This is a genomic window from Luteimonas soli (assembly GCF_042648865.1).
GTDB lineage: Bacteria > Pseudomonadota > Gammaproteobacteria > Xanthomonadales > Xanthomonadaceae > Luteimonas > Luteimonas soli.
Genome location: NZ_JBHRYA010000007.1, coordinates 777526 through 802525 on the forward strand (window position 1 = coordinate 777526; position 25000 = coordinate 802525).

Here is a 25000-nt window from a genome sequence, read left to right on the forward strand (position 1 = left end):
CCCAAGGAGCATCTCGGCCTGCCCAACCGCGAGGACGTGCGCGACGGGATCATGGCGTACAAGATCGCCGCGCATGCGGCGGACCTGGCCAAGGGCCATCCCGGTGCGCAGGTGCGCGACAACGCACTCTCCAAGGCGCGCTTCGAGTTCCGCTGGGAGGACCAGTTCCACCTCGGCCTGGACCCGGAGAAAGCGAAGGAATTCCACGACGAGACCCTGCCCAAGGACGCGCACAAGCTCGCCCACTTCTGCTCGATGTGCGGCCCGCATTTCTGTTCGATGAAGATCACCCAGGACGTGCGCGACTACGCCGCCGAGCATGGGGTGGACGAGGCGGCGGCGCTGGATGCGGGCATGGCCGAGAAATCGGCCGAGTTCCGCGCCCAGGGCGCCGAGGTCTATCGCCAGGGCTGAGCGGCTGATCGAGGGATGCCCATCCGCGCGGCGTCAGCCGGGATTCACCCGGCAGCCGCGCCAATCACGTGGGAAACAGGGCGGGGCGTGCTAGCGTTCCGTCCACCACCGACGGAGGCTTCGTCATGAAGGCTGCTTCGCATCGATTCGGCGCATGGTTGCTGGCGGCGTGCGCACTCGTTCTCCTGGCCGGCTGCGCCACCGGGCCGCGGATCAGCACCGACGCGGATCCCGAGGCCGACTTCTCGCGCTATCGCACCTGGGCGTTCTACGAGCCCATCGCGATGGAGCAGTCGGGCTACTCGACCTGGCTCACCGAGCGCATCCGCGACGATGTGCGCCGCGAGATGGAAGCGCGCGGCTACGCCTACGACGAGGGCTCGCCCGACCTGCGGGTGAACTTCCAGGGCATCGTGCAGGAGAAGACCAGCGTCTACAGCGTGCCGCGCACCGACTACCAGTTCTTCTACAGCTATCGCCACCGCGCCTACTACGCGGTGCCGTTCTGGTACGACGAGACCCAGGTCAACCGCTACACCGAGGGCACGCTGACCGTCGACCTGGTCGACGCGGCGCAGAACCGGCTGGTGTGGACGGGCGCGGCGATCGGACGGGTCACGCGCAAGGGGCCGGCGGAGCGCGCGGAGGATGTCGATCGCGCGATCACCGAGATATTCCTGCGCTACCCGTTCCGCGCCGGCAGCGGCGTCGGCACCCTGCCCGAACGATGAGGGACGCATGGCGATGAGCTGGGCGCCCTCGATCCTGGCGCCATGGCGCCTGGCCTATGGCCTGCGCAAGCATCCGTCGACGATCCTGCTGATCGTGCAGGTGCTCGGCATCCTGTCCTATCCACTGATGGAGAACACCGGCGCCGGCCGCGCGGTTTTCGGCGCGATGAGCATCGCGGTGCTGTCGCTGGTGCTGTGGGTGGTCAACCGCGCCAGTGCGCATTGGGTGGCGTGGCTGCTCGCAGTGCCCTCGGTGCTGCTGTCGCTGCTGGCCAACTTCGCGGGCATGCCGACGCTGCTGCCCTGGGCGCACGCGCTCGAGTCGATCCTGTACTTCTACGCAGTCGCCGGACTCATCCGTTACATGCTCGGCGACATGCGCGTGACCACCGACGAACTGGTCTCCGCCGCCACCACGTTCACCCTGCTGGCCTGGGCGTTTGCTTATGCGTTCTCGGCCTGCCAGGCCTGGGTGCCGGGCAGCTTCAGCGAGGTGTCCGTCCCGCCGCAGCCGCGCACGTGGATGGAGCTGTTGTTCCTGAGCTTCAGCACCTTGTCCGGCGTCGGCCTGAGCGACATCGTCCCGCTCTCGCCGCTGGCGCGCGCGCTGACGATGCTGGCGATGTTCTCCGGCGTGATGTACATCGCCATCGCGGTGTCGCGGGTGATCGCGCTGACGGTGAGGCGGCAGCAGCAGCGCTGAGCGTGGGCCGGCAACCTGGTCGTAGGTCGGGGCTACGCCCCCGACGGCTTTTCGTTCCGGAGGCCACGGCCAACGTCGGGCGTTGAATGTCAGGGCCGTCGGGGGCGTAGCCCCGACCTACGGGTTCAGGGTCGTGCGCGACGGGCGACGTCGGCCGCGGTCTGCGGGGTGACCCGCCAGCTGTCCGCGTCCTCGTAGGCGAACACCACCGAGGCCTTGCCGCTGGCCTTGTCGAGCTTCACCACGCAGGCCCGCCACGGGTCCTTGTCCTCGACGCGGGTGGCCGCGCGCAGGGCGTCGATGCGGTCTTCGAGGTCGGGTGCTCCAGGCGTCGCCGGCTGCCCCGGCTCCTCGCCGACGTAGCGGAAGCCGTTGATCGTCGAGACGCCATCGCCATACCAGGCCACCAGCGCGTACTTGTCCCACGGCTGCGCGGCGACCTTGGGGTCGCCGGCGATCGCGCGGGCGACCTCGACCACCATTGCATTGAGGATCGGTGCGTCCTTGTCCATCGGTGTTGCGGAACCTCGCGCTGCGTCAGGCGTTGGCCATGTCCGCGCGGGGCACCCGGTCGAACTGCTGGCCGGCTTCGTTGCGGAACGTGACGCGCTGATCGTACACGACGCGTCCGTCGTCCGGATCGGTCACTTCATAGGCCACGCGCACCTGTTCCGGGCGATCGACCTGCTTCGGCGCAAGCTCGACCGTGATGTGGACATCCATGCCGACGTCGATCCAGTCGGCCCACTCGTTCTCAAGCTTCTTGTAGGCGCTGACGTTGAAGTTGCCGTCCTGCGGGAACATGTTCTTCAGGCCCTGGTCCTTCACGAACCGGTGGCCGATGATGTGCCCGCCGTGGTCGCCATCGACGCCGCGGTCGCCGGCCTCGCGCTGCGCGCGGGTCTCGGCGGCGCTGCGGTCGAGGCCGCTGAAGACCTCGCTCAGGTCGGCCTCGGCGCGGATCGGGCGGCCTTCGCTGTCGTTGGTCCAGGTGACGGTGTTCTCGCCGATGTGCTCGGTCGTCGTGGTGACGCCACCGGTGCCGGTGGTGGTGCCGTCCGGCTGGTCGTCTTCACGAAGCGCGGTGGCAATGCGATCGCGCTGTGCCGGCGCGTCCGGCATCAGCCACGGCGCGTCCGCCAGCGCGTCGTCGAGTGCCTGCAGCGCGTCGCGGCCGCCGTCCTGCCGCGCCAGCGCGGCGAGCTGGGCGTCGTCCATGCCTGCGACGATCTCGCGCGCCACCCACGGGCGGGACACGAACGAAGCCTCGCGCAGCGACGTGGAGATGGCGCCGGCATCGATTCCGGTGTCGGTTTGCCCGGGCGTCGTGCCGGCCCGGCTGTCGACCGGGCAGAAGCTGGTCGGTTGGACCTCAAGCATTCCGGTATCTCCGCGAAGCGATGCCGGGCAGTGTGCCGGGCTGCCATACGGTGCGGTATCCCGGGCTGACCCTAGGCCGCCAACATCAGATCACCGCGAATCCTGATGCCGTAGGTCGGGGCTACGCCCCCGACGGCCCTTGACCTTCGCTTCTGATCTTCGCTTCCGGAGCGCCAGGAAGCCTGCTCTGCCGTGCTTCTTGCTCAGGCTTCAGGCAAACCGCCCGCGCAGCGTCGCCAGCCACTCTTGCCAGCTGCCGCCGTCGAGCGTGGGGTCGTACTCGCAGCCGAGCACCCGCATGCGATTGCCGAGCGCTTCCTCGTCGAGTTCCTGCGCGGACAACCGCGCCAGTTCGTCCCGGACCGCCGCGACCTGTTCGGCATCCTCGCCGTCGAGGAAGGCCGACACCACGGCGTCGGGCGCGTCGTGCTCGACACGCCAGTCCTGGTGGAAATAAGCGGAGAGGAAATTCTCCAGCGCCGGGAAATCACTCATGCGTGGCCTGCTCGCTGATTCAGGGCGTGGTCGGGTAACCGGTCACGATTCTATAGCCGATGCCCAGCGCGTCGGAACGCTGCAGCACCAGCTTCACCGAGAACACGTCTTCGGCCTGGGTCTCGCCGCGCCGGATGGAGATGCCGGTGCTGGCATCGAAGCTCGCATCCAGCACCAGGCGGTTGCCGCCCTTGCCGTCGAGCCAGGCATCGATGCGGTCCTGGTTCTCGGCAATGGTTTCGGAGATGAAGTGCTCGGCCGCAGGCAGGTCGCGGAAGCTCGACGACGCGCTGATGTTCTCGCGCTGCAGGCGGTCGAGCAGCTGCTGCTCGGTCCTGCCCACGTGGCGCTCGATCAGGTGGCTGCCGGCGTCTTCGTGCGCTTCGAGCCCGCCGCCGGGCACCTGGCCGGTGTCGGTCGGCGGGTCGACCGGGCCCAGGTGCGCGTCGAGCGCCTGCTGCGTGGATTCCACCGCGTCGCGCTCCACGCGCGACAGCCGGTCGACGGGGAACTCGGCCAGCGCATCGCGGATCCGGCCCAGCAGCGGGTCGAGCTGTTCGGCGAAGGTTGGGTCGGCCTGGGCGAGCGCGATCGCGTCGCCGGTCTGGTCGAGGAAGTCCAGCAATCGGCCGTTGTCGGCAAGATCCTGCAGGTGTGCGCCCAGGTCGCCGTCGGCCGCGGCCGCGGCCATCGCGTTGGCCCGCACCGGCGCGAGGCCTGCGTCGAACAGGGGATTGGAACCGAAACCCGCGTGCACGCCATCCATCGTTGCCGTCTCTCATCGCCAGGGGAATGGCGGGAGAGGCTAGGCAGCGTGCGCCGGTGCTGCCAGCTGGTGCTGGCCCTAGGCTGAAGCCGCTCCCACGGAACGAATCGGGCGCGCCGTCAGAAGTTCTGCTTGCCCGGCAGTGCCGCGTAGCGCTCGATCGATTCGTTGAGGATCTGCTTGGCCTCGGCGGCGCCGCCCCAGCCGTCGAGCTTGACCCACTTGCCCTTCTCCAGGTCCTTGTAGTGCTCGAAGAAGTGGCCGATGCGCTCGAGCCAGTGCGGGCTGACCTTGGCGATGTCGTCGATGTGGCTGTAGCCGGCGAACACCTTGTCCACCGGCACGGCCAGGATCTTCTCGTCGCCGCCGGCCTCGTCGCTCATGCGCAGCACGCCGACCGGACGGCAGCGGATCACCGAGCCGGGGATCAGCGGCAGCGGCAGGATCACCAGCACGTCGGCCGGGTCGCCGTCGCCGCAGATCGTGCGCGGGATGTAGCCGTAGTTGCACGGGTAGCGCATCGGCGTGGACAGGATGCGGTCGACGAAGATCGCGCCGCTCTCCTTGTCGACCTCGTACTTGACCGGCTCGGCGTCCTTGGGGATCTCGATGACGACGTTGATTTCTTCGGGGAGGTTGCTGCCGGTGGGGACGTGGTCGAGGCCCATGGGGGTGCGGTTCCTGCGCAGGGGCGGCGCGGCGTCGGGGCCGGCTGCCGGGGTGGGAGAGGGGTGAACCGGGAGATTTTACGCCGCGGGGTGCTGCGTTGCAGCAATGCTCGACCTCGGGTACGCCCCAGCTTGGACCACTCCATACCGGGGCGTACACATACGGTCACGTATCCACCAGCGAGCCCGTCCATGACCGTCCAGCTTGATTCCCCCCAGGCAAACACCGCCGCCCAGCAGTCCAGCGTCTGGAACCAGCCGCAGCAGGAACCGCTGGCCGTCTTCAACCCGGCCGCGCAAGGCCCGAATGAGGTCGCCACCGTCGGCCAGCGGCAGGTGGACGCCAACGGCCGCCGCGAACAGGCCACGGAAATCGACGGCAACGCCAGCAACACCGGCACCCGCGAGCAGACCCAGAGCAGCACCGGGCAGCCGTTGTTCATCGACAAGCTCGGCAACACCGCCGAAGTCGAGATCACCCGCGAGCGCACCGCCGAACTCGACCCGCGCTCGGGCCAGTACTACGTGCTCGCCGACCAGCTGGTATTCAAGACCGGCAACGCCGACGACCAGGTCAAGGTCACCCAGGGCGAGAAGGGCCAGTTGCGCTTCGACGTCAACGGCGAGGAGTACGACGTGGCGCTGGCGCCGGGCCAGCAGTTGACCGTGCGCACCGGCGACGGCAACGACAACATCGAGATCGATCCGTCGGTGTCGGTGAACTTCATCATCGAAGCCGGCGCCGGCGACGACGCCATCCAGGGCGGCGGCGGCAACGACCGCATCGACGGCGGCGCGGGCAACGATTCCATCGACACTGGTGCCGGCTTCAACTACGTCTTCGGCGGCTCCGGCGACGACGCCATCACCGGCGGCGACGAGAACAACACCCTGTACGGCGGCGACGGCATCGACACGATCACCGGTGGCAAGGGCAACGACTACATCGAGGGTGGCAACGGCAACGACGTCATCGTCGCCACCGGCGGCAAGAACGTGCTGTCCGGCGGCCTCGGCGACGACAGCATCATCGCCAGCGGCAACGGCGACCGCGTCTACACCGGCGGCGGCAGCAACACCGTCGGCAACATCGGCGCCGAAGGCCTGGTCTATTCGGCGGGCGTGGGCGACAAGCTGACCGGCAACGGCAACGCGGACCCGAACGTGGTCAACGTGGTGCTCAACAGCGAAGCCGGCCTCAAGGGCGTGAGGCTGGAGGGGTCCGAGTCCTTCGTCCAGCGCGTCGAGGCCGACCTGGAAATGCTGCGCGCCTCGCCCAACGGGCAGCAGATGCTGGCCGAGTTCGACAAGGCCGCGGCCAACGGCAACATCGTGACCATCCGCGAGCTGCAGAACGTCGACAACGGCTACGCGCAGAGCGTTGGCGGCTCCGACATCCGCAACGGCCAGCCGGGCAATTCCGGCCCGGTGGACATCTCCTACAACCCGGCCTTCGCCATTCCCGAGCTGCCGGTGCCGTCGGTGACCCTGTTCCACGAGATGTCGCACGCCTACAACGGCGTCAACGGCACCTTCCTGCCGGGCATCTACACCGGCCCGGGCCCGGACAGCCCGGACCCCACCACCGGCTTCCAGATCCCCAACGCCGAGCGCCAGGCGGTGGGACTGGAGACCACGGCCGATCCGTACGATTTCGGTGACGGCTCGGGCCCGATCACCCACAACCCGACCGCACTGTCCGAGAACGGACTGCGCGCGGAGATGGGCCTGGAGCTGCGTCCGAGCTACGCGATCTGACGCAAGGCCAACGAACAAGGAAAGGGAGGCACAGGGAAGGGGGCGAACGGCGACCATTGGTCGCCGTTTTTTGTGGCGGATCGAGCCGCGCTGGCCCAGGGGCTCCGCAGGTCGGGGCTACGGCCCCGACGGCTTTGCTACTCGCCGTCGCGCGTGCGCTGCCGTGACAGATATGCATCCGCCCAGCGCTGGGCGACCTTGCCCGCGGCATCGCGGCCGCCAAGACCGAAGGCCAGGGCGATCGCCACCGCGACCGCGCCGAGCACCAGGCCGAATGCCAGGTTGACGATGTCGTCGGCCACGCCCATCGCGCGCAGGCCCATCGCGACGACCAGGCCAAGGATCGCGACGCGTGCGATCCGGGCCATGCCGCGGCCCTCCGGGTTGGCGCGCTCGATCGCGCGCGCGGCGAGATCGGCCAGCCAGTAGCCGACCACGAAGATCACCAGGCCCAGCAGGATGTCGGCGCCGAAGGCGATGAACATCTCCAGCAGCTCGTGCACGCCGGCGAAGCCCAGCATTGCCGCCGCTTCAACCGTGGCGAACAGCATGATGAAGAACAGCGCGATCTTGCCGACCAGCTCGGAGAGCGTCAGCCCCGGTGCACCGACACTGGGCGACGTGCCAACGCCGGCGGGCGCGTCCGGATCGCCGAGCGTACCGACCGTCGGCGCCGGCGCCTGCGCGGCGAACGCATGGCCGAGGCCGACCCGCTCCGGCACCCGGTCGAAGCCGAGGTTGGACAGCAGGCGTGCGACCAGCTGCGCGACGAAGCGGCCGATGAACCATGCCAGCAGCAGGATCACCGCCGCGGCGATGATGTTCGGCACCGCCAGCAGGAACTCGTCGAGCATGCCGGTCAGCGGGCCGGAGATCGCCTCGATCCGCAGCGCGTCGAGCGCGGCGATGATCGTCGGCACGATCACCAGGATGAAAACGAGCGTGCCGCCCAGCTGCGACAGCCGGATGCCGCGCGTCTCCTCGTTCTCCTGGGTGAAGCGGTCGACGTTGGTGGCCACCAGCAGGTTGGTCACCACTTCGCGCACCACGCGGGCGATGATCCAGCCGACCACGCCGATCACCGCCGCGGCGATCAGGTTCGGCAGCATGCCGAGCATGCCGGAGATCATGTTCGACAGCGGCGCGGTCAGTGCGTCGATGTGCAGCGTGCCGACGATCGCCGGCAGGAACAGCAGCAGCACCAGCCAGTAGGCGACGTCGCCCATGGTCCGCGACAGCGGCGGGCGCTTCGGGCGGTCCGCATCGACCAGCTTCTCGTCCAGCGAGGTCGCGCCCAGCACCTTGTGCACCACCACGCGCACGACCGTGGCGACCAGCCAGGCGACCACGCCCAGGACGATCGCCGGGACCAGCGTGTCGAGCAGGCCGGACAGCGGCCCGGTGACGCCGTCGATGCGCAGGATGCCCAATGCGCCGACCAGTGCGACCAGGAAGATGATCCAGAACACGATGCGCCCGCCGAGGCGCTGGAAGTCGGTGCCCGACTTCGTCTGGGTTGCCAGGCGCTCGTTGGCGCGAAGTTTCGCCAGTCCCTTGCGCGTGAGGCTGGCCGCGACGAGCGCGACGATCCAGCCGATCAGCAGTACGGCCAGTGCGCCGAGGATGGTGGGCAGGTAGGTGCCAAGCGATGCCTGAAGCGGCATGTACCAGGTGTCGAAATGCATGTCGATCTCCCCTTCGATCGGCGCGCCGAGCGCGCGCTGGTTCGTGAGTCAATCGCCCCCGCGACGCGATGCCGCACAGACGGAGTGCCGACGACCATACGGAACCGGGGGTGAACATTGCGTTTGGGAGCGATCGTGCGAGCTCCGTTGGGTTGTGGTGCGATGGCTCCGGGCGTCGGTGCGGATGGCCTGCGCGGTCAATCCACCAGAAACAGCCGCGTAGGTCGGGCCTACATGCCCGACGGCTCTTGATCTCCATTGTGGATAAAGAAGCCGCGACAACGAGACGCCGCCGCGTCCGAAGCCCGTGCACAGACAAAAAAAGAGGTTCTTCTTCCGAGTGAGGGAAAAGCGCTACGTCCGCAATGGAGGCGCGGGTGCGAATGCGCTTGGGGGCAAATGTCCTCCGGCGCCGGCCTGCGGCCGACGCCTCCCCCTTGATTTTGCCCCCAAGCACATTCGCACCCGCGTTCCAGCTTGCGCGGCAGTCCGCGGCTCAAAGCGGAAAGCGGGGCTTTCAGGCAAGCCTGCGATCCACAGCCCGGCGCGGCCGGCAGGCCTTCGGGGCAAAATCAAGGAGGAGGCATCCGCCGCAGGCGGATGCCGGGGGACATTTGCCCCGAAGGCCTGCCGGTCGCGCCGGGCCCGTCGGATCGCGACGAGGTGTGCGATCCGTCAAGAAGACCCTTCCCCGGACTTGGGTGAAGAACCAAAAAAGAGCCCCGCATTCGCGGGGCCCTTGGTGTCGCGTGGATGCCGCCTGTTACAGCAGCGGCACCAGCAGCAACGCGACGATGTTGATGATCTTGATCCGCGCCTGCGGCGCCCCTCACCCCGTTCCCCTCTCCCGCAAGCGGGAGAGGGGCGATCGTGTCATGCAGGTCGGGCTTCGGTCAGAGCAGCGGCACCAGCAGCAATGCAACGATATTGATGATCTTGATGAGGGGATTGATCGCCGGGCCGGCCGTGTCCTTGTAGGGATCGCCGACGGTGTCGCCGGTCACCGCGGCCTTGTGCGCCTCGGAGCCCTTGCCGCCGTGGTTGCCGTCCTCGATGTACTTCTTGGCGTTGTCCCAGGCGCCGCCGCCGGTGGTCATCGAGATCGCCACGAACAGGCCGGTGACGATGGTGCCGATCAGCAGGCCGCCCAGCGCCTTCGGCCCCAGCAGCACGCCGACGATGATCGGCACGACGACCGGCAGCAGCGACGGCACGATCATTTCCTTGATCGCCGACTTGGTCAGCATGTCGACGGCCTTGTCGTACTGCGGCTTGCCGGTGCCTTCCATGATGCCCTTGATGTCGCGGAACTGGCGGCGCACTTCCTCCACCACCGCGCCCGCGGCGCGGCCCACGGCTTCCATCGCCATCGCGCCGAACAGGTAGGGGATCAGGCCGCCGATCAGCAGGCCGATGATCACCATGTGGTCGGACAGGTCGAAGGTGAACACCTCGCCCGGGTTGTTGGCCTGCAGGTTGTGCGTGTAGTCGGCGAACAGCACCAGCGCGGCCAGCGCGGCCGAACCGATCGCGTAGCCCTTGGTCACCGCCTTGGTGGTGTTGCCCACCGCGTCGAGCGGGTCGGTGATGTCGCGGATCTCCGACGGCAGCTCGGCCATCTCGGCGATGCCGCCGGCGTTGTCGGTGATCGGGCCGTAGGCGTCGAGCGCGACGATCATGCCGGCCATCGACAGCATCGCGGTCGCGGCGATGGCGATGCCGTACAGGCCGGCGAGCGCATGCGCGCCCCAGATCGCGATGCAAACCGCGATCACCGGCATCGCGGTCGACTTCATCGAGATGCCCAGGCCGGCGATGATATTGGTGCCGTGGCCGGTGGTCGACGCCGCCGCGATGTGCTGCACCGGCTTGTACTGGGTGCCGGTGTAGTACTCGGTGATCCACACGATCACCCCGGTCAGCACCAGGCCGATCAGCGCGCAGCCGTACAGGCTCAGTGCGCCGTGGCTGTTGTCGGCCATCAGCTGGGTGGTGATCGGGTAGAACGCGACCGCCGCCAGCACCGCCGACACGATCACGCCCTTGTACAGCGCGCCCATGATGTGGGTGGAGCCGTCCTTCACCTTGACGAACAGCGCGCCGATGATCGAGGCGATGATCGAAGCGCCGCCCAGCACCAGCGGGTACAGCACCGCGTTGGCGCCGGCCTCGGCCGCCATCAGGCCGCCGAGCAGCATCGTGGCGATCACGGTGACCGCGTAGGTCTCGAACAGGTCCGCGGCCATGCCGGCGCAGTCGCCGACGTTGTCGCCGACGTTGTCGGCGATCACCGCCGGGTTGCGCGGGTCGTCCTCGGGGATGCCGGCTTCGACCTTGCCCACCAGGTCCGCGCCCACGTCGGCGCCCTTGGTGAAGATGCCGCCGCCCAGGCGCGCGAAGATCGAGATCAGCGACGAGCCGAACGCCAGGCCGACCAGCGCGTGCAGCGCCGGCTCGCCGGTGATGCCCATCTGCCCGAGCACCAGCCAGTAGCCGGCCACGCCGAGCAGTCCCAGGCCGACGACCAGCATGCCGGTGATCGCGCCGCCGCGGAACGCCACGTCCATCGCCGCGCCCATGCCCTTGCGCGCCGCTTCGGCGGTGCGCACGTTGGCGCGCACCGAGACGTTCATGCCGATGTAGCCGGCCGCACCGGAAAGGATGGCGCCGATCGCGAAGCCGATCGCGGTCGGCCAGTTGAGGAAGAAGCCGATCAGTACCAGCAGGACCACGCCAGCGACGGCGATGGTGGTGTACTGGCGGTTGAGGTAGGCGCGGGCGCCTTCCTGGATCGCGCCGGCGATCTCCTGCATGCGTTCATTGCCCGCCGGCTGCCGGTTGATCCACCCGGCCGAGAAGACCCCGTAGACGATCGCGACGACCGCGCAGGCGAGCGCCAGCCACAAACCATACTGCTCGAGCATGAATTTCCTCCCCGGAAAGTGAAGCGGCGAAATAAACGCTGGAACTATCGCATAGGGCCCGGAGACGGGATGTTGCAGTGCAGAACCGCCTGCGGCCGGATGGCGGGCCTCGTCGATGGGGTTCCGGAGGTCATCGATGGGGTCGCGGAGGGCAGCGATGGGGTTCCGGAGGTCAACGATGGGGTCGCGGGGGGCAGCGATGGGGTTCTGGAGGTCATCGATGAGGTCGTGGAGGCCAGCGATCGGGTTCCGGAGGTCAACGATGGGGTCGTGGAGGCCAGCGATGGGGTTCCAGGGGTCATCGATGGGGTCGCGGAGGGCAGCGATGGGGTTCCGGAGGTCATCGATGGGGTCACGGAGGGCAGCGATGGGGTTCCGGAGGTCAACGATGGGGTCGCGGAGGTCATCGATGGGGTCGCGGAGGCCAGCGATGGGGTTCCAGAGGTCATCGACGGGATTCCAGAGGTCATCGACGGGATTCCAGAGGTCATCGATCGCGACGCGGAGGCCATCCATGGGGTTTCGAAGGCCAACGATGGGGTTTCCACGCCCATCGATGAGGTTCCGACGCCCATGGGCGGACACCCAATTCCCAGCCAACCCATCCGGCCCGGCGCCGCGCGCCGCGCGCTCGACCGGCCTGCGCGGCACTGCTGCCCTCAGCCCCTTGAAGGGAGGGCCGCGAGCGCTCGTGAGCGCCGATTCAGCCGCCCCGTGACAGCCTTGGCGGCCTGTTCCTCCCCCGGAAACCCCATGCGCCTGATCGCTCCCTTCCTGCTCCTGGCCGCGCTGCCGGCCTTCGCCGCCGACCCGACGCCCGAGATCACCCGCCCGGCCGGCACGCCGCAGGCCAACGGCGTGGTCCACACGCTGCGCCAGATCCCCGAGGCCTGCGCCCGCATCGAGGGCGCGTTCACCGGCCAGGCGGCCGAGCCCTACAGGTTCGCCGTGGTCCGCACCAGCCAGAATTGCCAGCCGCGCGCGCGCTTCGTCGATTTCGACAAGGCCAAGCCGTCCGAGGCCGCGGGCTGGAAGTTCAACGACCTGATCCGCGTCCCCAGCGCCGCCTGCCCTTCGCAGCAGGCGGTGGTGCGCGTGTGGCGCAAGCCGGTGGACGTGGGCCAGGAGCGCGACGGCCAGGGCCAGTCGCGGATCTATCTCGACGATGCGATGAAGACCGCCGCCGCCGGCAAGCTGCCCGCGATCCCGATGTACGCCGCGGCCATGAGCGTCGAAGGCAAAGCCTGCCCGTGAGTGCTGGGCCGTAGGTCGGGGCTACGCCCCCGACGCTTTCCGCACCGATCGGCCGCACCTCACACACGCGTACGCCGCGCCGCCAGCACCATCGGCAGCGCGAACAGGAACATGTGCGAAATCCAGTCGCCCAGCAGCGGCAGCGAGAACGCCAGCGGCACCGGGAACGGGAACGCCGACAGCGGCAGCACCACCTCGCGCATCAGCAGGAACACGATCGTGCCGGCGATCGCCGCCACCGCCACCGGGCGCCGCGCCAGGCCGTCCGGCAGGCCGCGCACCGAGGCGCAGACCAGCGCCGCCCAGCCCCACGACAGGGCGAAGTGCAACGCCAGCCCCAGCGCCGCCGTCCGCGTGCCGCCGGCCAGCGCCGCCTCGCCCAGCGCACCGCTGGCCACCAGCCGCAGCAGGTCGGCTGCGGTATCGCCGCGCAGCAGCGCCATCGTGATCGCGAACGCCAGGTCGAGCGCGCCGCCGATGAAGCCGCCGGCGAGGATCGCGGTGAACGGATGCAGCCGGCGCGCGCTCACGGCTCGAAGCCCGTGAGCTTCTTCTTCACGAGCACATTCTTCGGCACCACGTACTTCGGCAGGCCATCACGCCCGTACGGCGGCGGCGCCTCGCCGCGGATCAGCGGTTCGAGGTAGCGGCGGGCGGCGGCGGTGATGCCGTAGCCGTCACGGCGGATGAAGCCGGCCGGCATCTTCTTCTCGCGGTTGGCGATCTTCGCCAGCGGCGCGGGCTCGATCTTCCAGCGGTAGGGCGCGTCGGAGGTGCGCACGATCACCGGCATCGTCGCGTTGCGGCCGGCCAGCGCGTACTGCACGGCCGCCTTGCCGACCGCCATCGCCTGCTCCAGGTCGGTTTTCGAGGCCAGGTGGCGCGCGGAGCGCTGCAGGTAGTCGGGCAGGGTCCAGTGCACCTTCATGCCGAGTTCGTTCTGGACCCGGCCGGCGAGGAACGATGCGACGCCGCCGAGCTGGGTATGGCCGAACGAGTCCTTGCCACCGCCGGCGTCGGCGACGAAGCGGCCGTCGGCGGTGCGGATGCCTTCGCTGGCGACGACCACGCAATAGCCGACCTTGGCGACGACCTGCCGCACGCGCGCAAGGAAGTCGGCTTCATCGTACGGCCGCTCGGGGAACAGGATCAGGTGCGGCGCTTCATCCGGCCCCTTGCCGGCCAGCCCACCGGCCGCGGCCAGCCAGCCGGCGTGGCGGCCCATGGCTTCGTAGACATACACCTTGGTGGAAGTCTCGGCCATCGCGGCCACGTCCAGCGCGGCCTCGCGCACCGATACGGCCGTGTACTTGGCCGCCGAGCCGAAGCCGGGGCAGCAGTCGGTGATGGCCAGGTCGTTGTCGACCGTCTTGGGGACGCCGACGCAGGTGAGCGGGTAGCCGAACTCCGCGGCCAGCTGCGACACCTTGTTGGCCGTATCGGCCGAATCGTTGCCGCCGTTGTAGAGGAAGTAGCGCACGTCGTGGGCGCGCAGCACGTCCAGCAGGCGCTCGTAGCGGGCCCGGTCGGCGTCCAGCGACTTGAGCTTGAAGCGGCACGAGCCGAACGTGCCGCCCGGGGTGTGGGCCAGGGCGCGGATCGTGGCCACGGACTCTTTCGAGGTGTCGATCAGCTCCTCGCGCAGCGCGCCGAGGATGCCGTTGCGCGCCGCCAGCACCCTGACCTTGCGGGCGCGGGCCTCGGCGATCACGGCCGAGGCGGTGGCGTTGATGACGGCGGTGACGCCGCCGCTCTGGGCGTACAGCAGGGTTCCCTTGGGCATCGGGGGCTCGCTTTGGGGGAGGCGCGGGGCCTGGATACGGTAAAGTGGCGCGGTTCGTGCCGCGACCCGGGCAGTCTACGCCCCGCGGTGCCTCGTCTTTTCAGCGTTCGGAGCAATCGATGCGACTGGTACTTCTTGGTGCGCCGGGTTCGGGCAAGGGAACGCAGGCCGCGCGCCTGAAGGATCATCTGCAGGTGCCGCACATCTCCACCGGCGACCTGCTGCGCGCCGAGGTGGCCGCCGGCAGCCCCCTGGGCCTGCAGGCGAAGGAAGTGATGGCCCGGGGCGACCTGGTGTCCGACGAGATCCTGCTGGGCATGCTCGAGGACCGCTTCTCGCGCGACGACACCAAGGGCGGCTTCATCCTCGACGGCTACCCGCGCAACCTGGCCCAGGCCGACGCGCTGGACGCGCTGCTGGGGCGGATCGGCCAGCCGATGGACTACGCGGTGCAGCTGGAGGTGGACAACGAACTGCTGATCGAACGCCTCGCCGGCCGCGCCAAGGCCGAGGGCCGCGCCGACGACAACCCCGAGTCGGTGCGCAAGCGCCTGCAGGTGTACGACACCCAGACCGCGCCTGTGATCGAGTTCTATCGCCAGCACGGCCAGCTGACCGTAGTCGACGGCGTGGGGTCGCTGGACGACGTGTTCGCGCGCATCGTGGAAGCCATCTCGCCTGGGCAGGCGGTGGGCTGAGCCACGCGCCGTAGGTCGGGGCTACGTCCCCGACGCGCTTCTCGACCGAAGTAGATCAAGAGCCGTCGGGCGCGTAGGCCCGACCTACGCCGTGGTCGGGTGACGCGCCGGCTGCTTCCCTGCGCCGTAGGTCGGGGCTACGCCCCCGACATGTTTCTCGCCCGACGGCGCTACCGGATCGGCGACAATTCCCGCATGAGCAAACTCCACATCCTGGGTATCGCCGGCACCTTCATGGGCGGCGTCGCGGCGCTGGCGCGCGAACTCGGCTTTGATGTCGAGGGCAGCGACCAGGCGGTCTACCCGCCGATGTCGACCCAGCTCGAAAACCTCGGCATCGGCCTGAAGCAGGGTTACCTGCCGGAGAACATCTCGGCGGACGTCGACCGGGTCGTCGTCGGCAACGCATTGTCGCGCGGCAACCCCGCGGTCGAGCACGTGCTCGACGCCGGCCTGGACTACACCTCCGGCGCGCAGTGGCTGCTGGAGAACGTGTTGCCCGGCCGCGACACGCTGGCCGTGGCCGGTACCCACGGCAAGACCACGACCACCACGATCCTCGCCTTCCTGCTGCAGGCCGCCGGCCGCGAACCGGGATTCCTGGTCGGTGGCGTGGCGGAGGACTTCGGCGTCTCCGCCCGGATCGGCGGCGGGCGCGAGTTCGTGGTGGAGGCCGACGAATACGACACCGCCTTCTTCGACAAGCGCAGCAAGTTCGTCCACTACCGGCCGCTGGTGGCGATCCTGGGCAACCTGGAGTTCGACCACGCCGACATCTTCCCCGACGTGGCCGCGATCCAGCGCCAGTTCCACCACCTGGTGCGCACGGTGCCGGGGCGCGGGCGGCTGGTCGTCAACGGCGAGGACGCGCGGCTGGCCGAAGTGCTGGCGATGGGCTGCTGGACGCCGGTGGAGACCTTCGGCCTGGACGCCGCCGCGGCGGTGGGGGGCCGGCCGTTCGACTGGAGTGCGCGCCTGGTCGAGGCCGACGGCAGCGTGTTCGCCGTGCTGCACGCGGGCAACGAAATCGGCACGGTGCGCTGGCCGCTGCTCGGCCGCCACAACGTGATGAACGCGCTGTCCGCGCTGGCCGCCTGCCACGCGGTGGGCGTGGACGTGGCTACCGTGCTCCCGGCACTGGCGCGCTTCCGCAGCGTCAAGCGCCGGCTCGAACGGCTGGGCGACGCGCGCGGCGTCACCGTGTACGACGACTTCGCCCACCACCCGACCGCCATCGCGACCACACTCGCCGGCCTGCGCGCGAAGGTCGGCGATGCGCGGATCGTGGTGGCGATGGAGCCGCGCAGCAACTCGATGCGGCTGGGCGCGCACGCCGACGCGCTGGCACCGTCGCTGGACGGCGCGGACGCGGTGGTGTTCCTGCACCGGCCGGAACTGGCGTGGGACGCGGGCAAGGTCGTCTCGGCGCTGCGCGGCGAAGGCCACGCGGTCGCGGACGCCGACGCGTTGATCGACACCCTGCGCGGCCTCGTGCGCGACGGCGACCACGTCGTGTTCATGTCCAACGGCGGCTTCGACGGCGCGCCGCGGCGGTTCCTCGCCGCGCTGGGGGAAGGCTGAGACCTCCAGGACCATCCCGTGGGAGCGGCCTCAGCCGCGAGCTCTTTCTTGCAGACCATGACGGACAAGAGCTCGCGGCTGAAGCCGCTCCCACAAGAGCTGCAGGTTTCTTTGCCCCGCACTCGCGCCGCCTGCGCTAGCCTGCGCCCGATGCCCGCCCAATCGCTGCCGCTGTTCCCCCTGCACACCGTCCTGCTGCCCGGCGCGGCGCTGGGGTTGCGCGTATTCGAGCCGCGCTACCTCGACCTGGTGCGCGAGTGCGGCCGCAGCGGCGGAGGCTTCGGCATCTGCCTGATCCTCGACGGCGAGGAGGCCGGCGCCCCGGCGACGCCCGCGGCGTTCGGCACCGAGGCGCTGATCGAGGATTTCGGCACCGGCGACGATGGCCTGCTGACCCTGCAGGTGCGCGGTGCGCGGCGTTTCCACGTGCAGAACACGCGGGTGCGCGACAACGGCCTGACGGTCGCCGACGTCGCCTGGTGCGACGACGCCGACACTGACGAACTGCGGCCCCAGCACGGCCTGCTGGCGATGGTGCTCGAGCGCATCCTCGACCAGGTCGGCGGCGAACACGCGCAGGCGCCGGTGTCCAGGCTCGACGACGCGGCGTGGATCGGCTGGCGCCTGGCCGAGATGCTGCCGCTGTCCGACGCGCAGCGGCAGTCGCTGCTGCAGGACGACGACCCGCATGCGCGCCTGGATCAGTTGCTCGGCATGATGTCCTGAGCGTCGGCGTCGGCGGGGATGCGCACGCGCAGCACGTCCATGCCGGTGTGCGGATGCGGCGCCAGCTCCATCGCGAAGCCGGCCATCGCCGCGCGCACGTCGTCCTGGGCCACGCCGGTGTCGGGGTCGGGCAGCCACAGGCCGAACAGGCCGAACGGCTCGGCGTAGTGCAGCACCTGGGTGGTGCCGATCCACAGCGGCCCGCCGTCGGCCAGTTGCACCGGCGCCCGCCACAGGCGCACCAGCTTGATCTGCCCGGGCCCGTCGCCGGGGCGGCGCAGCAGCAGGGTTTCGGCCTCGGTGTCGAGCGTGGCCGGCAGCACCGGCTGGCGCTCGCGCGGCACGTCGTCGTCGAGCAACTGCAATGTCGCCAGCCAGTCGGCCTGCGGCTGCACGCCCCAGCCATTGGCCTGCAAGCGCCGCTGCAGCGGTTCGAGCGGGCCGGCGACCTGCAGGTCCAGCGGCCAGCGCTGGCTGGCGTCGTACTCCTTGCGCTGCGCGGGCAGGCGCGCCCAGCCGCCTTGCCACCACTGGTCGGCGGTCATGGCAACGGCCGGTTCCGGCGGCGCGAAGCGCTCGAGCAGCGTATCCACCGTGCGCGGCGCGTGCCACAGCGCGGCGGCCAGGAAGGTGATGTAGAACACCAGCGCCGGCGGTCGCATCCAGAACGAGCGCGCCACGTGGCGCCGGTACGCCAGGCCCAGCACCAGCAGCCAGACGATGCCGAACAGCATCCCGCCGACCACGTCGCTGAGCCAGTGCGCGCCGAGGTACAGCCGCGCGAAGCCGAGCACCGCCACCACCGCGCCGCTGACCAGGTAGGGCCACACGCGCCGCCGGCCGGGCATCTCGCGCGCGATCAGCACCGCGAAGAAGCCGAAGGTGATGGTGGACATCGTCACCGCGATCGAAGGGAAGCCGAAGCCCTGCGGCGCCGTCGGCGGATTGGGCATGTGGACCACCGCGCCGAGCAGCGTGGTCAGCACCAGGCCGAAGGCCAGCGCCGCCAGCCAGTGCGCGGCCGCCAGCCAGCGCTTGCGCCACAGCAGCCAGGCCAGGGTCAGCACGATCGCCGGCACCAGCACCACCGCGTCGCCGATCGAGGCCAGTCCGGCCATCAGGCGGTCGGCCAGCGGGTTGCGCAGCGCCAGCATCGCCTCGTAGACGGCGCGGTCCAGCGCCAGCGGTTCGCTGCGCATCACCACCGTGCCCAGCAGCGCGAACCACGCCACGCCGATGGCCAGCAGGCAGACCGCCAGGATCAGCAGCGAGGCCGACTCCGGGCGGTTGGGGTCGATCATCACCGCCGCGTAGCGCCCCAGCCGCGGATGCGCACGGGTCCAGCGCAGTGCGCGCGCGAGCAGCGAGTCGGCGTGGCGTGCGAACCAGCGGTACGTGTACAGCACCGCCGCCCAGGCCAGTGCCAGCACCACCACGAGGCCGCCGATCGCCAGCGCCAGCCGGTTGGCCACTGCCGCCACCGCGTCGTAGGCATGGCCGAGCAGCCAGCCGGGGATCAGGAACAGCAGTGCCCAGGTCACCGCCGCGAGCGCGCTGGCCGGCAGGTAGCGCTTGATCGGCATCCGCGCCATGCCCGCGACGGCGGGCACGAACGGCCGGATCGGGCCGATGTAGCGCGCGATCAGGATGCCCTTGAGCGCGTTGCGCCGGAACACCGCTTCGCTGCGGTCGAGCAGCTGCGGATAGCGCGCGAACGGCCACACCCCGCGCAGCTGCGAACCCCAGCGGCGGCCGATCCAGAAGCTCAGGCCGTCGCCGACGAACGCGCCCAGCGCCGCGCACGCCACCGCGTACGGGCCATAGAGTTCGCCCAGGCCGATCAGCACGCCGATCGCGAACAGCAGCGGCAGCGCCGGGACGATCGCGCCGACCACGATCACCGCGTCGCAGAATGCGATCGCGAAGATCACCAGCCCTGCGGCAATGGGGTGCGCGCCGATCCAGGCGACAAGCTGGTCGAACCATCCGTTCGTCATCGGCGGATTGTACGGGGGAGGCGGTGAATCGAGGCCTTCGGTTGCGGGATCCGTGACCTTTGTGGAATTGGTCCGGGGAAGACATTTCTGCTTGCGGGAGCCGTAGGTCGGGGCTACGCCCCCCGACGCGCTTTTTGCGTTGACGCCGCCGCGAATCGTAGGGCGGGTCTTGACCCGCCTGCTGTTCCGGTTCCGCTGAAATCAAGAAAGATCAAGAGCTTTCGCGCCGTGACGGCGCGAGCCACCTTTCTTTGCTTGTGCAAAGAAACCTGGCGCAAAGAAACACACCCCGCCTACGCGCCCGACGCTGCGCGTCGGGTCCGCGGAGCCGGCGGGATTTTCCGAGAGGGCATCCTGCCCTCGCGGAAAACGCCGCACATCCATGTGCGGCGCCCCTGCGGGGTCTTGTCCGCCGTCTCCGCCGCTACGGAGGGGCCCGGAAGATCAAGATCAAGGTCAAGGTCAAGGTCAAGGTCAAGGTCAAGGTCAAGGTCAAGGTCAAGGGCGCGGCATGGGGGCAGTAGGTCGGGGTTACACCCCCGACATGCTTCTGCGCCGCGATCGCGATCCTGTCCGGAACGGCAACGGCATCAAACGACTTGCACTCCCTACAATGCCGCCATGCTCCGCGACGCGACCGAAATCCAGGCCCTCAAGTCCGACAGCTTCGGCCGCATCTCGCTGATGCGCGGCGACACCGGCGTGTTCGTGCGCCGCGACCTGCGCCACGTGCCGTGGTGGCTGCGGCTGCCTGCGTGGTGGCTCGCGCGTCGCGAGGCGCGCGGGCTGCGGCGTGCGGACGGGCTCGAGGCGATGCCGCAGCTGCTCGGCTGGGACGGGCGCATCCTCGACCGCAGCTACCTCGACGGCGCGGCGATGTACCAGCGCCCGCCGCATGGCGACCTTGCGTACTTCCGCGCCGCGCGCCGGCTGCTGCAGCGGCTGCATCGCCGCGGCGTGGCCCATAACGACCTGGCCAAGGAAGCCAACTGGCTGGTGCTCGCCGACGGCAGCCCGGCGCTGATCGACTTCCAGCTTGCCGTGCTCGGCAACCCGCGTTCGCGCTGGATGCGCCTGCTCGCGCGCGAGGACCTGCGCCACCTGCTCAAGCACAAGCGCACCTACTGTCCGCAATCGATCACCCCGGTCGAGCGCCGCGTCCTCAAGCGCACCTCGTGGCTGCGCGAAGCCTGGTTCGCCACCGGCAAGCCGGTGTATCGCTTCGTCACCCGCCGGATCCTGAAGTGGGAGGACAACGAGGGGCAGGGGCCGAAGCCTTGATGGCCGGGATCGGGGATTCAAAGCGGCGGGTCGAGATGTCGTGCTGGCCGGGGTAGGCTCTTCCCGAATCCCGAATCCCGAATCCCGAATCCCGATGTCATCCCTCACCGGCAAGACCCTCTTCATCACCGGCGCCTCGCGCGGCATCGGCCTGGCCATCGCACTGCGCGCGGCGCGCGACGGGGCCAACGTGGCCATCGCGGCCAAGTCCGACGTGCCCAACCCGAAGCTGCCCGGCACCATCCACACCGCCGCGCGGGCGGTGGACGATGCAGGCGGCCGGGGGCTGGCACTCAAGTGCGACATCCGCGAGGAAGACCAGGTGCGCGCGGCGGTCGCGGCAACGGTCGAGGCCTTCGGCGGCATCGACATCCTGGTCAACAACGCCAGCGCGATCTGGCTGCGCGGCGTGCTGGACACGCCGATGAAGCGCTTCGACCTGATGCAGCAGGTCAATGCGCGCGGCAGCTTCCTGTGCGCGCAGGCCTGCCTGCCGCACCTGCTGCAGGCGGACAACCCGCACATCCTCACACTGGCGCCGCCGCCTTCGCTGGACCCGAAATGGTGGGCGCCGCACACCGGTTACACGCTGGCGAAGATGGGCATGAGCCTGGTGACGCTGGGGCTGGCCGGCGAGTTCGGTCCGCAGGGCGTGGCGGTCAATGCGCTGTGGCCGCGCACGCTGATCGGGACCGACGCGCTGAACATGATCCCCGGCGTGAGCCGCGCCAACGGCCGCAAGCCCGGGATCCTCGCCGACGCCGCGCATGCGGTTTTGGTGCGGCCGGCGGCCGGCTTCTCCGGCAATTTCCTGATCGATGACGAAGTGCTGCGCGAGGCCGGGATCACCGACCTGTCGCATTACGCTGTCGATCCCGGCCAGCCGTTGCTGCCGGACCTGTTCCTGGACTGATCTGCGTGGCCGGTGTTCAGTCGCCGGCGATCCCGCATTCCTTCAGCCAGGCGCGCAGCGCCGACACGCCGGTGTAATGATGCGCGCGCAGCCCGGCGCGCCGCGCGCCTTCGGCGTTCTCGGCCTTGTCGTCGATGAACAGCGCCTGCGCCGGCGTCGCATCAATCGCAGCAAGGCATTGCAGGAAGATCGCCGGATCCGGCTTGGCCAGCCGGAACTGCGCCGAACAGAACACGCGGCCGTCGAACAGCGGGAACAGCGGCGGGCAGATCGCGGGCAGGTGGTCGCGCAGCAGCAGGTTGTTGTTGGTCAGGATCGCAACCTGCGACTGCCGCGCCACGTGCCGCACGAGCGACAGCATGTCGGCATCCGCGCGCATCGAGGCGCGGCGTGCCTCGATGCAGTCGTCGAGCGAAACCGGTCGGCCGAGCCGGCGCGCGAACTCGTCCACCTGGCCCTGCGCGTCGTGCAGGCCCAGGTCGGCGTCGCGTTCGAGCCCCGATTCGAACAGCGCGCGCGAAACCGCCTCGACGCCGGCCCCGCTGCGCTCCGCGAGCAACCGCAGTCGCGACGCGTGGTCGTAATGCGCCAGCACGCCGTCCAGGTCGAACAGGACGACGGCCGGCGCGCCGCTCACGCCTTTGCCGCCCGGAACGCCTCGCGCGCCGCGACGAGGGTCTGTTCGATCACGCCGTCGTCGTGCGCGCTGGACATGAAGCCAGCCTCGAATGCCGACGGCGCCAGGTACACGCCGCGCTCGAGCATGGCGTGGAAGAAACGGTTGAACGCGGTGCTGTCGCAGGCGATGGCCTGGGCGTAGGTGTCGACCTTCTCGTCGCTGAAGAACAGCCCGAACATGCCGCCGACGCGCTGCGTGGTCAGCGCCACGCCGGCTTCGCCCGCGGCGGCTTCGAGGCCGTCGCATAGCACGTTGGTGCGGCGTTCGAGGTCGGCGTGGAAGTTGGGCGCCTGGACCAGCTCCAGCATCGCCAGCCCTGCCGCCATCGCCACCGGGTTGCCGCTGAGCGTGCCGGCCTGGTAGATCGGCCCGGCGGGCGCGATCTGCGACATCAGCTCGCGCCGGCCGCCGTAGGCGCCCACCGGCATGCCGCCGCCGATGATCTTGCCGAAGGTCGACAGGTCCGGTGCAACGCCGTAGCGCGCCTGCGCGCCGCCCAGCGCGACGCGGAAGCCGGTCATCACCTCGTCGAAGATCAGCAGCGCGCCGTGCCGGGTGCACAACTCGCGCAGGTGCTGCAGGAACCCTTCGCGCGGCGGCAGGCAGTTGGCGTTGCCGACGACCGGCTCGACGATCAGGCCGGCGATGTCGTCGCCGCATTCGTCGAACAGCGCGGTGGCGGCGTCGAAATCGTTGTATGGCAGGGTGAGCGTGAGGTCGGCCAGCGCCTTGGGCACGCCCGGTGAGGTCGGCACGCCGAAGGTCAGCGCACCGCTGCCGGCCTTGACCAGGAACGAGTCGCCATGGCCGTGGTAGCAGCCCTCGAACTTGACGATGCGCGCGCGACCGGTCGCGCCGCGCGCCAGCCGGATCGCCGACAGCGTCGCCTCGGTGCCCGAGTTGACCATGCGCACCATTTCGCACGACGGCACCAGGGTGGTGATGGTCTCGGCCATCGTCACTTCGGCGGGGCACGGTGCGCCGAACGAGAGCCCGTCACCGATCGCCTGCGCCACCGCGTCGCGCACGGCCGGATGGTTGTGGCCGACGATCATCGGCCCCCATGAACCGACGTAGTCAATGTAGCGGTTGCCGTCGACGTCGAACAGGTACGGTCCGTCGGCGCGCTGCACGAAGAACGGCTCGCCGCCGACGGACTTGAACGCGCGCACCGGCGAGTTGACGCCGCCGGGCAGCAGCGACTGCGCGCGTGCGAACAGGGCCTGGGAACGGTCGGTATTCATGTTGTGGTCTTCTCCATTGCTCTGTACCCGCGCGTGCGGGATAACGAACTCGCTTCTTGCTCTCGTGGGAGCGGCTTCAGCCGCGATCTTTTCGCCCGGAAGCATCCGGTGCCGCGCACTCAGGATGCGCCAACAAAGCAAGCGCGATACGCCCGCGCCGCCGCAACCGGATCCGGCGCATCGAAAACGCCGCTGATTACCGCCACCATGTCGGCGCCGGCCGCCACCAGCTGCCGCGCATTGTCCGGCGTGATGCCGCCGATCGCCACCCGCGGCAGCCCGAAGCGTGCCGATGCGGCCAGCAGTTCCGGCGTGGCGCGCCGCGCCGCCGGCTTGGTCGGCGAAGGAAAGAACGCGCCGAAGGCGAGATAGCTCGCACCGGCCGCCGCCGCGGCTTCTGCACGCGCGATGTCGTCGTAGCAGGACGCGCCGACGATCGCATCGCGACCAAGTGCCCGCCGCGCCTCGCGCAGTGCGCCGTCGTCCTCGCCCAGGTGCGCGCCATCCGCACCGATGTCCGTGGCCAGCCGCCAGTCGTCATTGACCACCAGCGGCACGCCGGCTTCGCGGCACAGCGGCAGCAGGGCCGTCGCCTGTTCGCGCCGCAGCGCGTCGTCCGCGACCTTGTTGCGGTACTGCAGCAGCGCCGCCTGCGTGATGACCGTGCGCACGCGGGCCAGCAGGCGCGCGGTGTCATTTTCGTCCGGCGTGAGCAGGTACAGCCCGCGCAGGGAGCGGCGAGCAGCGTGGCCGGCGCGTGGGCGGCGGGAATTCATCGGCGCGGTTTCCTGCAGGGGCGCGGGGTGGGACAATGCGGCTTTCCGCACAGAATTCCCCGCCGGGGCGCCATTATCCGATGAACGAGACCGCCGTCGCCTACCGCACCTGGATGTGCGTCGTGTGTGGCTTCATCTACGACGAAGCGGCCGGGCTGCCCGAAGAGGGCATCGCCCCGGGCACGCGCTGGGAAGACATCCCGGATACCTGGACGTGCCCGGACTGCGGCGTGACCAAGGACGACTTCGAGATGATGTTGGCTTGAAGCGGGCTGGTTTGAAGCGTGCCGCTCAGCTGACGCGGCCGGCGCCGCGGAGTTCCACCAGCCGCGCGCGCACCTTCATTGCATCGCGGGCGTTCGGATTGAGCTGCAGGTAGCGCGCCAGGTCGGCGCGCGCGCCGCTGTTGTGGCCCATGTGCAGGTAGCCCAGGCCGCGGTCGCGCAGCGCATCGGGATCGTTCGGCGACAGTTTCAGCAGGCGGTCGGCGCTGCGCGTCGCGCGCTCCCAGTCCTCGCCGTCGCTGTAGACGCCGTGCAGGTTG

25 protein-coding genes (1 of these 25 cut by a window edge) are annotated in these 25000 nt (G+C 69.6%); 11 read left to right on the forward strand and 14 right to left on the reverse strand.

Annotation, left to right across the window (positions count from 1 at the left end):
- The 3 genes from ACFONC_RS10840 to ACFONC_RS10850 form a co-directional block, all read left to right on the forward strand.
- Positions 1 to 414: phosphomethylpyrimidine synthase ThiC (locus ACFONC_RS10840; RefSeq protein WP_386743964.1), on the forward strand; the 414-nt coding region annotated here is incomplete at its 5' end.
- A 125-nt stretch (positions 415 to 539) separates the two neighbouring features.
- Positions 540 to 1145, forward strand: coding sequence for a DUF4136 domain-containing protein (locus ACFONC_RS10845; protein WP_386743965.1), 606 nt, complete (start codon positions 540 to 542; stop codon positions 1143 to 1145).
- Positions 1146 to 1152: 7 nt separating this feature from the next.
- Positions 1153 to 1848, forward strand: coding sequence for an ion channel (locus ACFONC_RS10850; RefSeq protein ID WP_386743967.1), 696 nt, complete (start codon positions 1153 to 1155; stop codon positions 1846 to 1848).
- A gap of 125 nt (positions 1849 to 1973) precedes the next feature.
- On the opposite strand, the gene ACFONC_RS10855 is transcribed toward ACFONC_RS10850, so the two are convergent.
- From ACFONC_RS10855 to ppa, 5 genes are all read right to left on the reverse strand, one after another.
- Positions 1974 to 2360 (reverse strand): hypothetical protein, encoded by a 387-nt coding sequence (locus ACFONC_RS10855; RefSeq protein WP_386743969.1) that lies wholly within the window; start codon positions 2358 to 2360, stop codon positions 1974 to 1976.
- Between the two features lie 25 nt (positions 2361 to 2385).
- Positions 2386 to 3228, reverse strand: coding sequence for a DNA/RNA non-specific endonuclease (locus ACFONC_RS10860; protein WP_386743971.1), 843 nt, complete (start codon positions 3226 to 3228; stop codon positions 2386 to 2388).
- A 210-nt stretch (positions 3229 to 3438) separates the two neighbouring features.
- Positions 3439 to 3723: a contact-dependent growth inhibition system immunity protein gene (locus tag ACFONC_RS10865; protein WP_386743972.1), complete on the reverse strand. Its 285-nt coding sequence runs from the start codon at positions 3721 to 3723 to the stop codon at positions 3439 to 3441.
- A gap of 19 nt (positions 3724 to 3742) precedes the next feature.
- Positions 3743 to 4480 carry an RNase A-like domain-containing protein gene (locus tag ACFONC_RS10870; RefSeq protein ID WP_386743974.1) on the reverse strand — a complete coding sequence of 246 codons (738 nt, stop codon included), beginning with the start codon at positions 4478 to 4480 and terminating at the stop codon, positions 3743 to 3745.
- A gap of 128 nt (positions 4481 to 4608) precedes the next feature.
- A complete protein-coding gene (gene ppa / locus ACFONC_RS10875; protein ID WP_386743976.1) occupies positions 4609 to 5157 on the reverse strand; it encodes an inorganic diphosphatase in 549 nt (182 codons plus the stop codon).
- 192 nt (positions 5158 to 5349) lie between these two features.
- Here ppa and ACFONC_RS10880 point away from each other — a divergent pair, with 192 nt between their 5' ends.
- Complete coding sequence (locus ACFONC_RS10880; protein ID WP_386743977.1) at positions 5350 to 6915, forward strand: M91 family zinc metallopeptidase; 1566 nt, start codon at positions 5350 to 5352, stop codon at positions 6913 to 6915.
- A 137-nt stretch (positions 6916 to 7052) separates the two neighbouring features.
- On the opposite strand, the gene ACFONC_RS10885 is transcribed toward ACFONC_RS10880, so the two are convergent.
- Both ACFONC_RS10885 and ACFONC_RS10890 read right to left on the reverse strand, forming a co-directional pair.
- Entirely contained in the window at positions 7053 to 8600 is a 1548-nt protein-coding gene (locus ACFONC_RS10885) for a mechanosensitive ion channel (protein ID WP_386743978.1), read from the reverse strand.
- Between the two features lie 893 nt (positions 8601 to 9493).
- Positions 9494 to 11524 (reverse strand): sodium-translocating pyrophosphatase, encoded by a 2031-nt coding sequence (locus ACFONC_RS10890; protein ID WP_386743980.1) that lies wholly within the window; start codon positions 11522 to 11524, stop codon positions 9494 to 9496.
- Between the two features lie 753 nt (positions 11525 to 12277).
- On the opposite strand from ACFONC_RS10890, the gene ACFONC_RS10895 reads away from it, so the two are divergent.
- A complete protein-coding gene (locus ACFONC_RS10895; protein ID WP_386744646.1) occupies positions 12278 to 12778 on the forward strand; it encodes a hypothetical protein in 501 nt (166 codons plus the stop codon).
- Positions 12779 to 12837: 59 nt separating this feature from the next.
- Here the strand turns inward: ACFONC_RS10895 and ACFONC_RS10900 are convergent, their stop codons facing one another.
- Both ACFONC_RS10900 and ACFONC_RS10905 read right to left on the reverse strand, forming a co-directional pair.
- Entirely contained in the window at positions 12838 to 13308 is a 471-nt protein-coding gene (locus tag ACFONC_RS10900; protein WP_386743982.1) for a hypothetical protein, read from the reverse strand.
- Positions 13305 to 14561, reverse strand: a complete 1257-nt coding sequence (locus tag ACFONC_RS10905) for a 6-phosphofructokinase (RefSeq protein ID WP_386743983.1) — start codon at positions 14559 to 14561, stop codon at positions 13305 to 13307. Before ACFONC_RS10905 ends, ACFONC_RS10900 begins: the two co-directional genes overlap by 4 nt.
- Before the next feature lie 119 nt (positions 14562 to 14680).
- On the opposite strand from ACFONC_RS10905, the gene ACFONC_RS10910 reads away from it, so the two are divergent.
- The 3 genes from ACFONC_RS10910 (at position 14681) to ACFONC_RS10920 (ending at position 17566) form a co-directional block, all read left to right on the forward strand.
- On the forward strand, positions 14681 to 15259 hold the full coding sequence (locus ACFONC_RS10910; protein ID WP_386743985.1) for an adenylate kinase: 579 nt from the start codon (positions 14681 to 14683) through the stop codon (positions 15257 to 15259).
- A 195-nt stretch (positions 15260 to 15454) separates the two neighbouring features.
- Positions 15455 to 16840 (forward strand): UDP-N-acetylmuramate:L-alanyl-gamma-D-glutamyl-meso-diaminopimelate ligase, encoded by a 1386-nt coding sequence (gene mpl / locus ACFONC_RS10915; protein ID WP_386743986.1) that lies wholly within the window; start codon positions 15455 to 15457, stop codon positions 16838 to 16840.
- A gap of 150 nt (positions 16841 to 16990) precedes the next feature.
- Positions 16991 to 17566, forward strand: a complete 576-nt coding sequence (locus ACFONC_RS10920; RefSeq protein WP_386743988.1) for an LON peptidase substrate-binding domain-containing protein — start codon at positions 16991 to 16993, stop codon at positions 17564 to 17566.
- Here the strand turns inward: ACFONC_RS10920 and ACFONC_RS10925 are convergent.
- A complete protein-coding gene (locus ACFONC_RS10925) occupies positions 17542 to 19563 on the reverse strand; it encodes a bifunctional DedA family/phosphatase PAP2 family protein (protein WP_386743990.1) in 2022 nt (673 codons plus the stop codon). The genes ACFONC_RS10920 and ACFONC_RS10925 overlap by 25 nt on opposite strands.
- Positions 19564 to 20184: 621 nt before the next feature.
- On the opposite strand from ACFONC_RS10925, the gene ACFONC_RS10930 reads away from it, so the two are divergent.
- Both ACFONC_RS10930 and ACFONC_RS10935 read left to right on the forward strand, forming a co-directional pair.
- Positions 20185 to 20844, forward strand: a complete 660-nt coding sequence (locus ACFONC_RS10930) for a serine/threonine protein kinase (RefSeq protein ID WP_386743991.1) — start codon at positions 20185 to 20187, stop codon at positions 20842 to 20844.
- A 94-nt stretch (positions 20845 to 20938) separates the two neighbouring features.
- A complete protein-coding gene (locus tag ACFONC_RS10935; RefSeq protein WP_386743993.1) occupies positions 20939 to 21757 on the forward strand; it encodes an SDR family oxidoreductase in 819 nt (272 codons plus the stop codon).
- Between the two features lie 16 nt (positions 21758 to 21773).
- Here the strand turns inward: ACFONC_RS10935 and ACFONC_RS10940 are convergent, their stop codons facing one another.
- The 3 genes from ACFONC_RS10940 to thiE all read right to left on the reverse strand — a co-directional run bounded on the left by ACFONC_RS10940 (position 21774) and on the right by thiE (position 24456).
- A complete protein-coding gene (locus ACFONC_RS10940) occupies positions 21774 to 22394 on the reverse strand; it encodes an HAD family hydrolase (protein ID WP_386743995.1) in 621 nt (206 codons plus the stop codon).
- Positions 22391 to 23680, reverse strand: a complete 1290-nt coding sequence (hemL, locus tag ACFONC_RS10945) for a glutamate-1-semialdehyde 2,1-aminomutase (RefSeq protein ID WP_386743997.1) — start codon at positions 23678 to 23680, stop codon at positions 22391 to 22393. Before hemL ends, ACFONC_RS10940 begins: the two co-directional genes overlap by 4 nt.
- Before the next feature lie 119 nt (positions 23681 to 23799).
- Entirely contained in the window at positions 23800 to 24456 is a 657-nt protein-coding gene (thiE, locus tag ACFONC_RS10950) for a thiamine phosphate synthase (RefSeq protein WP_386743999.1), read from the reverse strand.
- Between the two features lie 35 nt (positions 24457 to 24491).
- Here thiE and ACFONC_RS10955 point away from each other — a divergent pair, with 35 nt between their 5' ends.
- Complete coding sequence (locus tag ACFONC_RS10955) at positions 24492 to 24722, forward strand: rubredoxin (protein ID WP_386744000.1); 231 nt, start codon at positions 24492 to 24494, stop codon at positions 24720 to 24722.
- A gap of 25 nt (positions 24723 to 24747) precedes the next feature.
- Here ACFONC_RS10955 and ACFONC_RS10960 read toward each other — a convergent pair whose 3' ends face one another.
- Positions 24748 to 25000 carry the 3' portion of a SirB1 family protein gene (locus tag ACFONC_RS10960; RefSeq protein WP_386744001.1) on the reverse strand. It continues 590 nt past the right edge of the window, so only the last 253 of its 843 coding nucleotides appear in the window; its start codon lies off the right edge, out of view; the stop codon is at positions 24748 to 24750.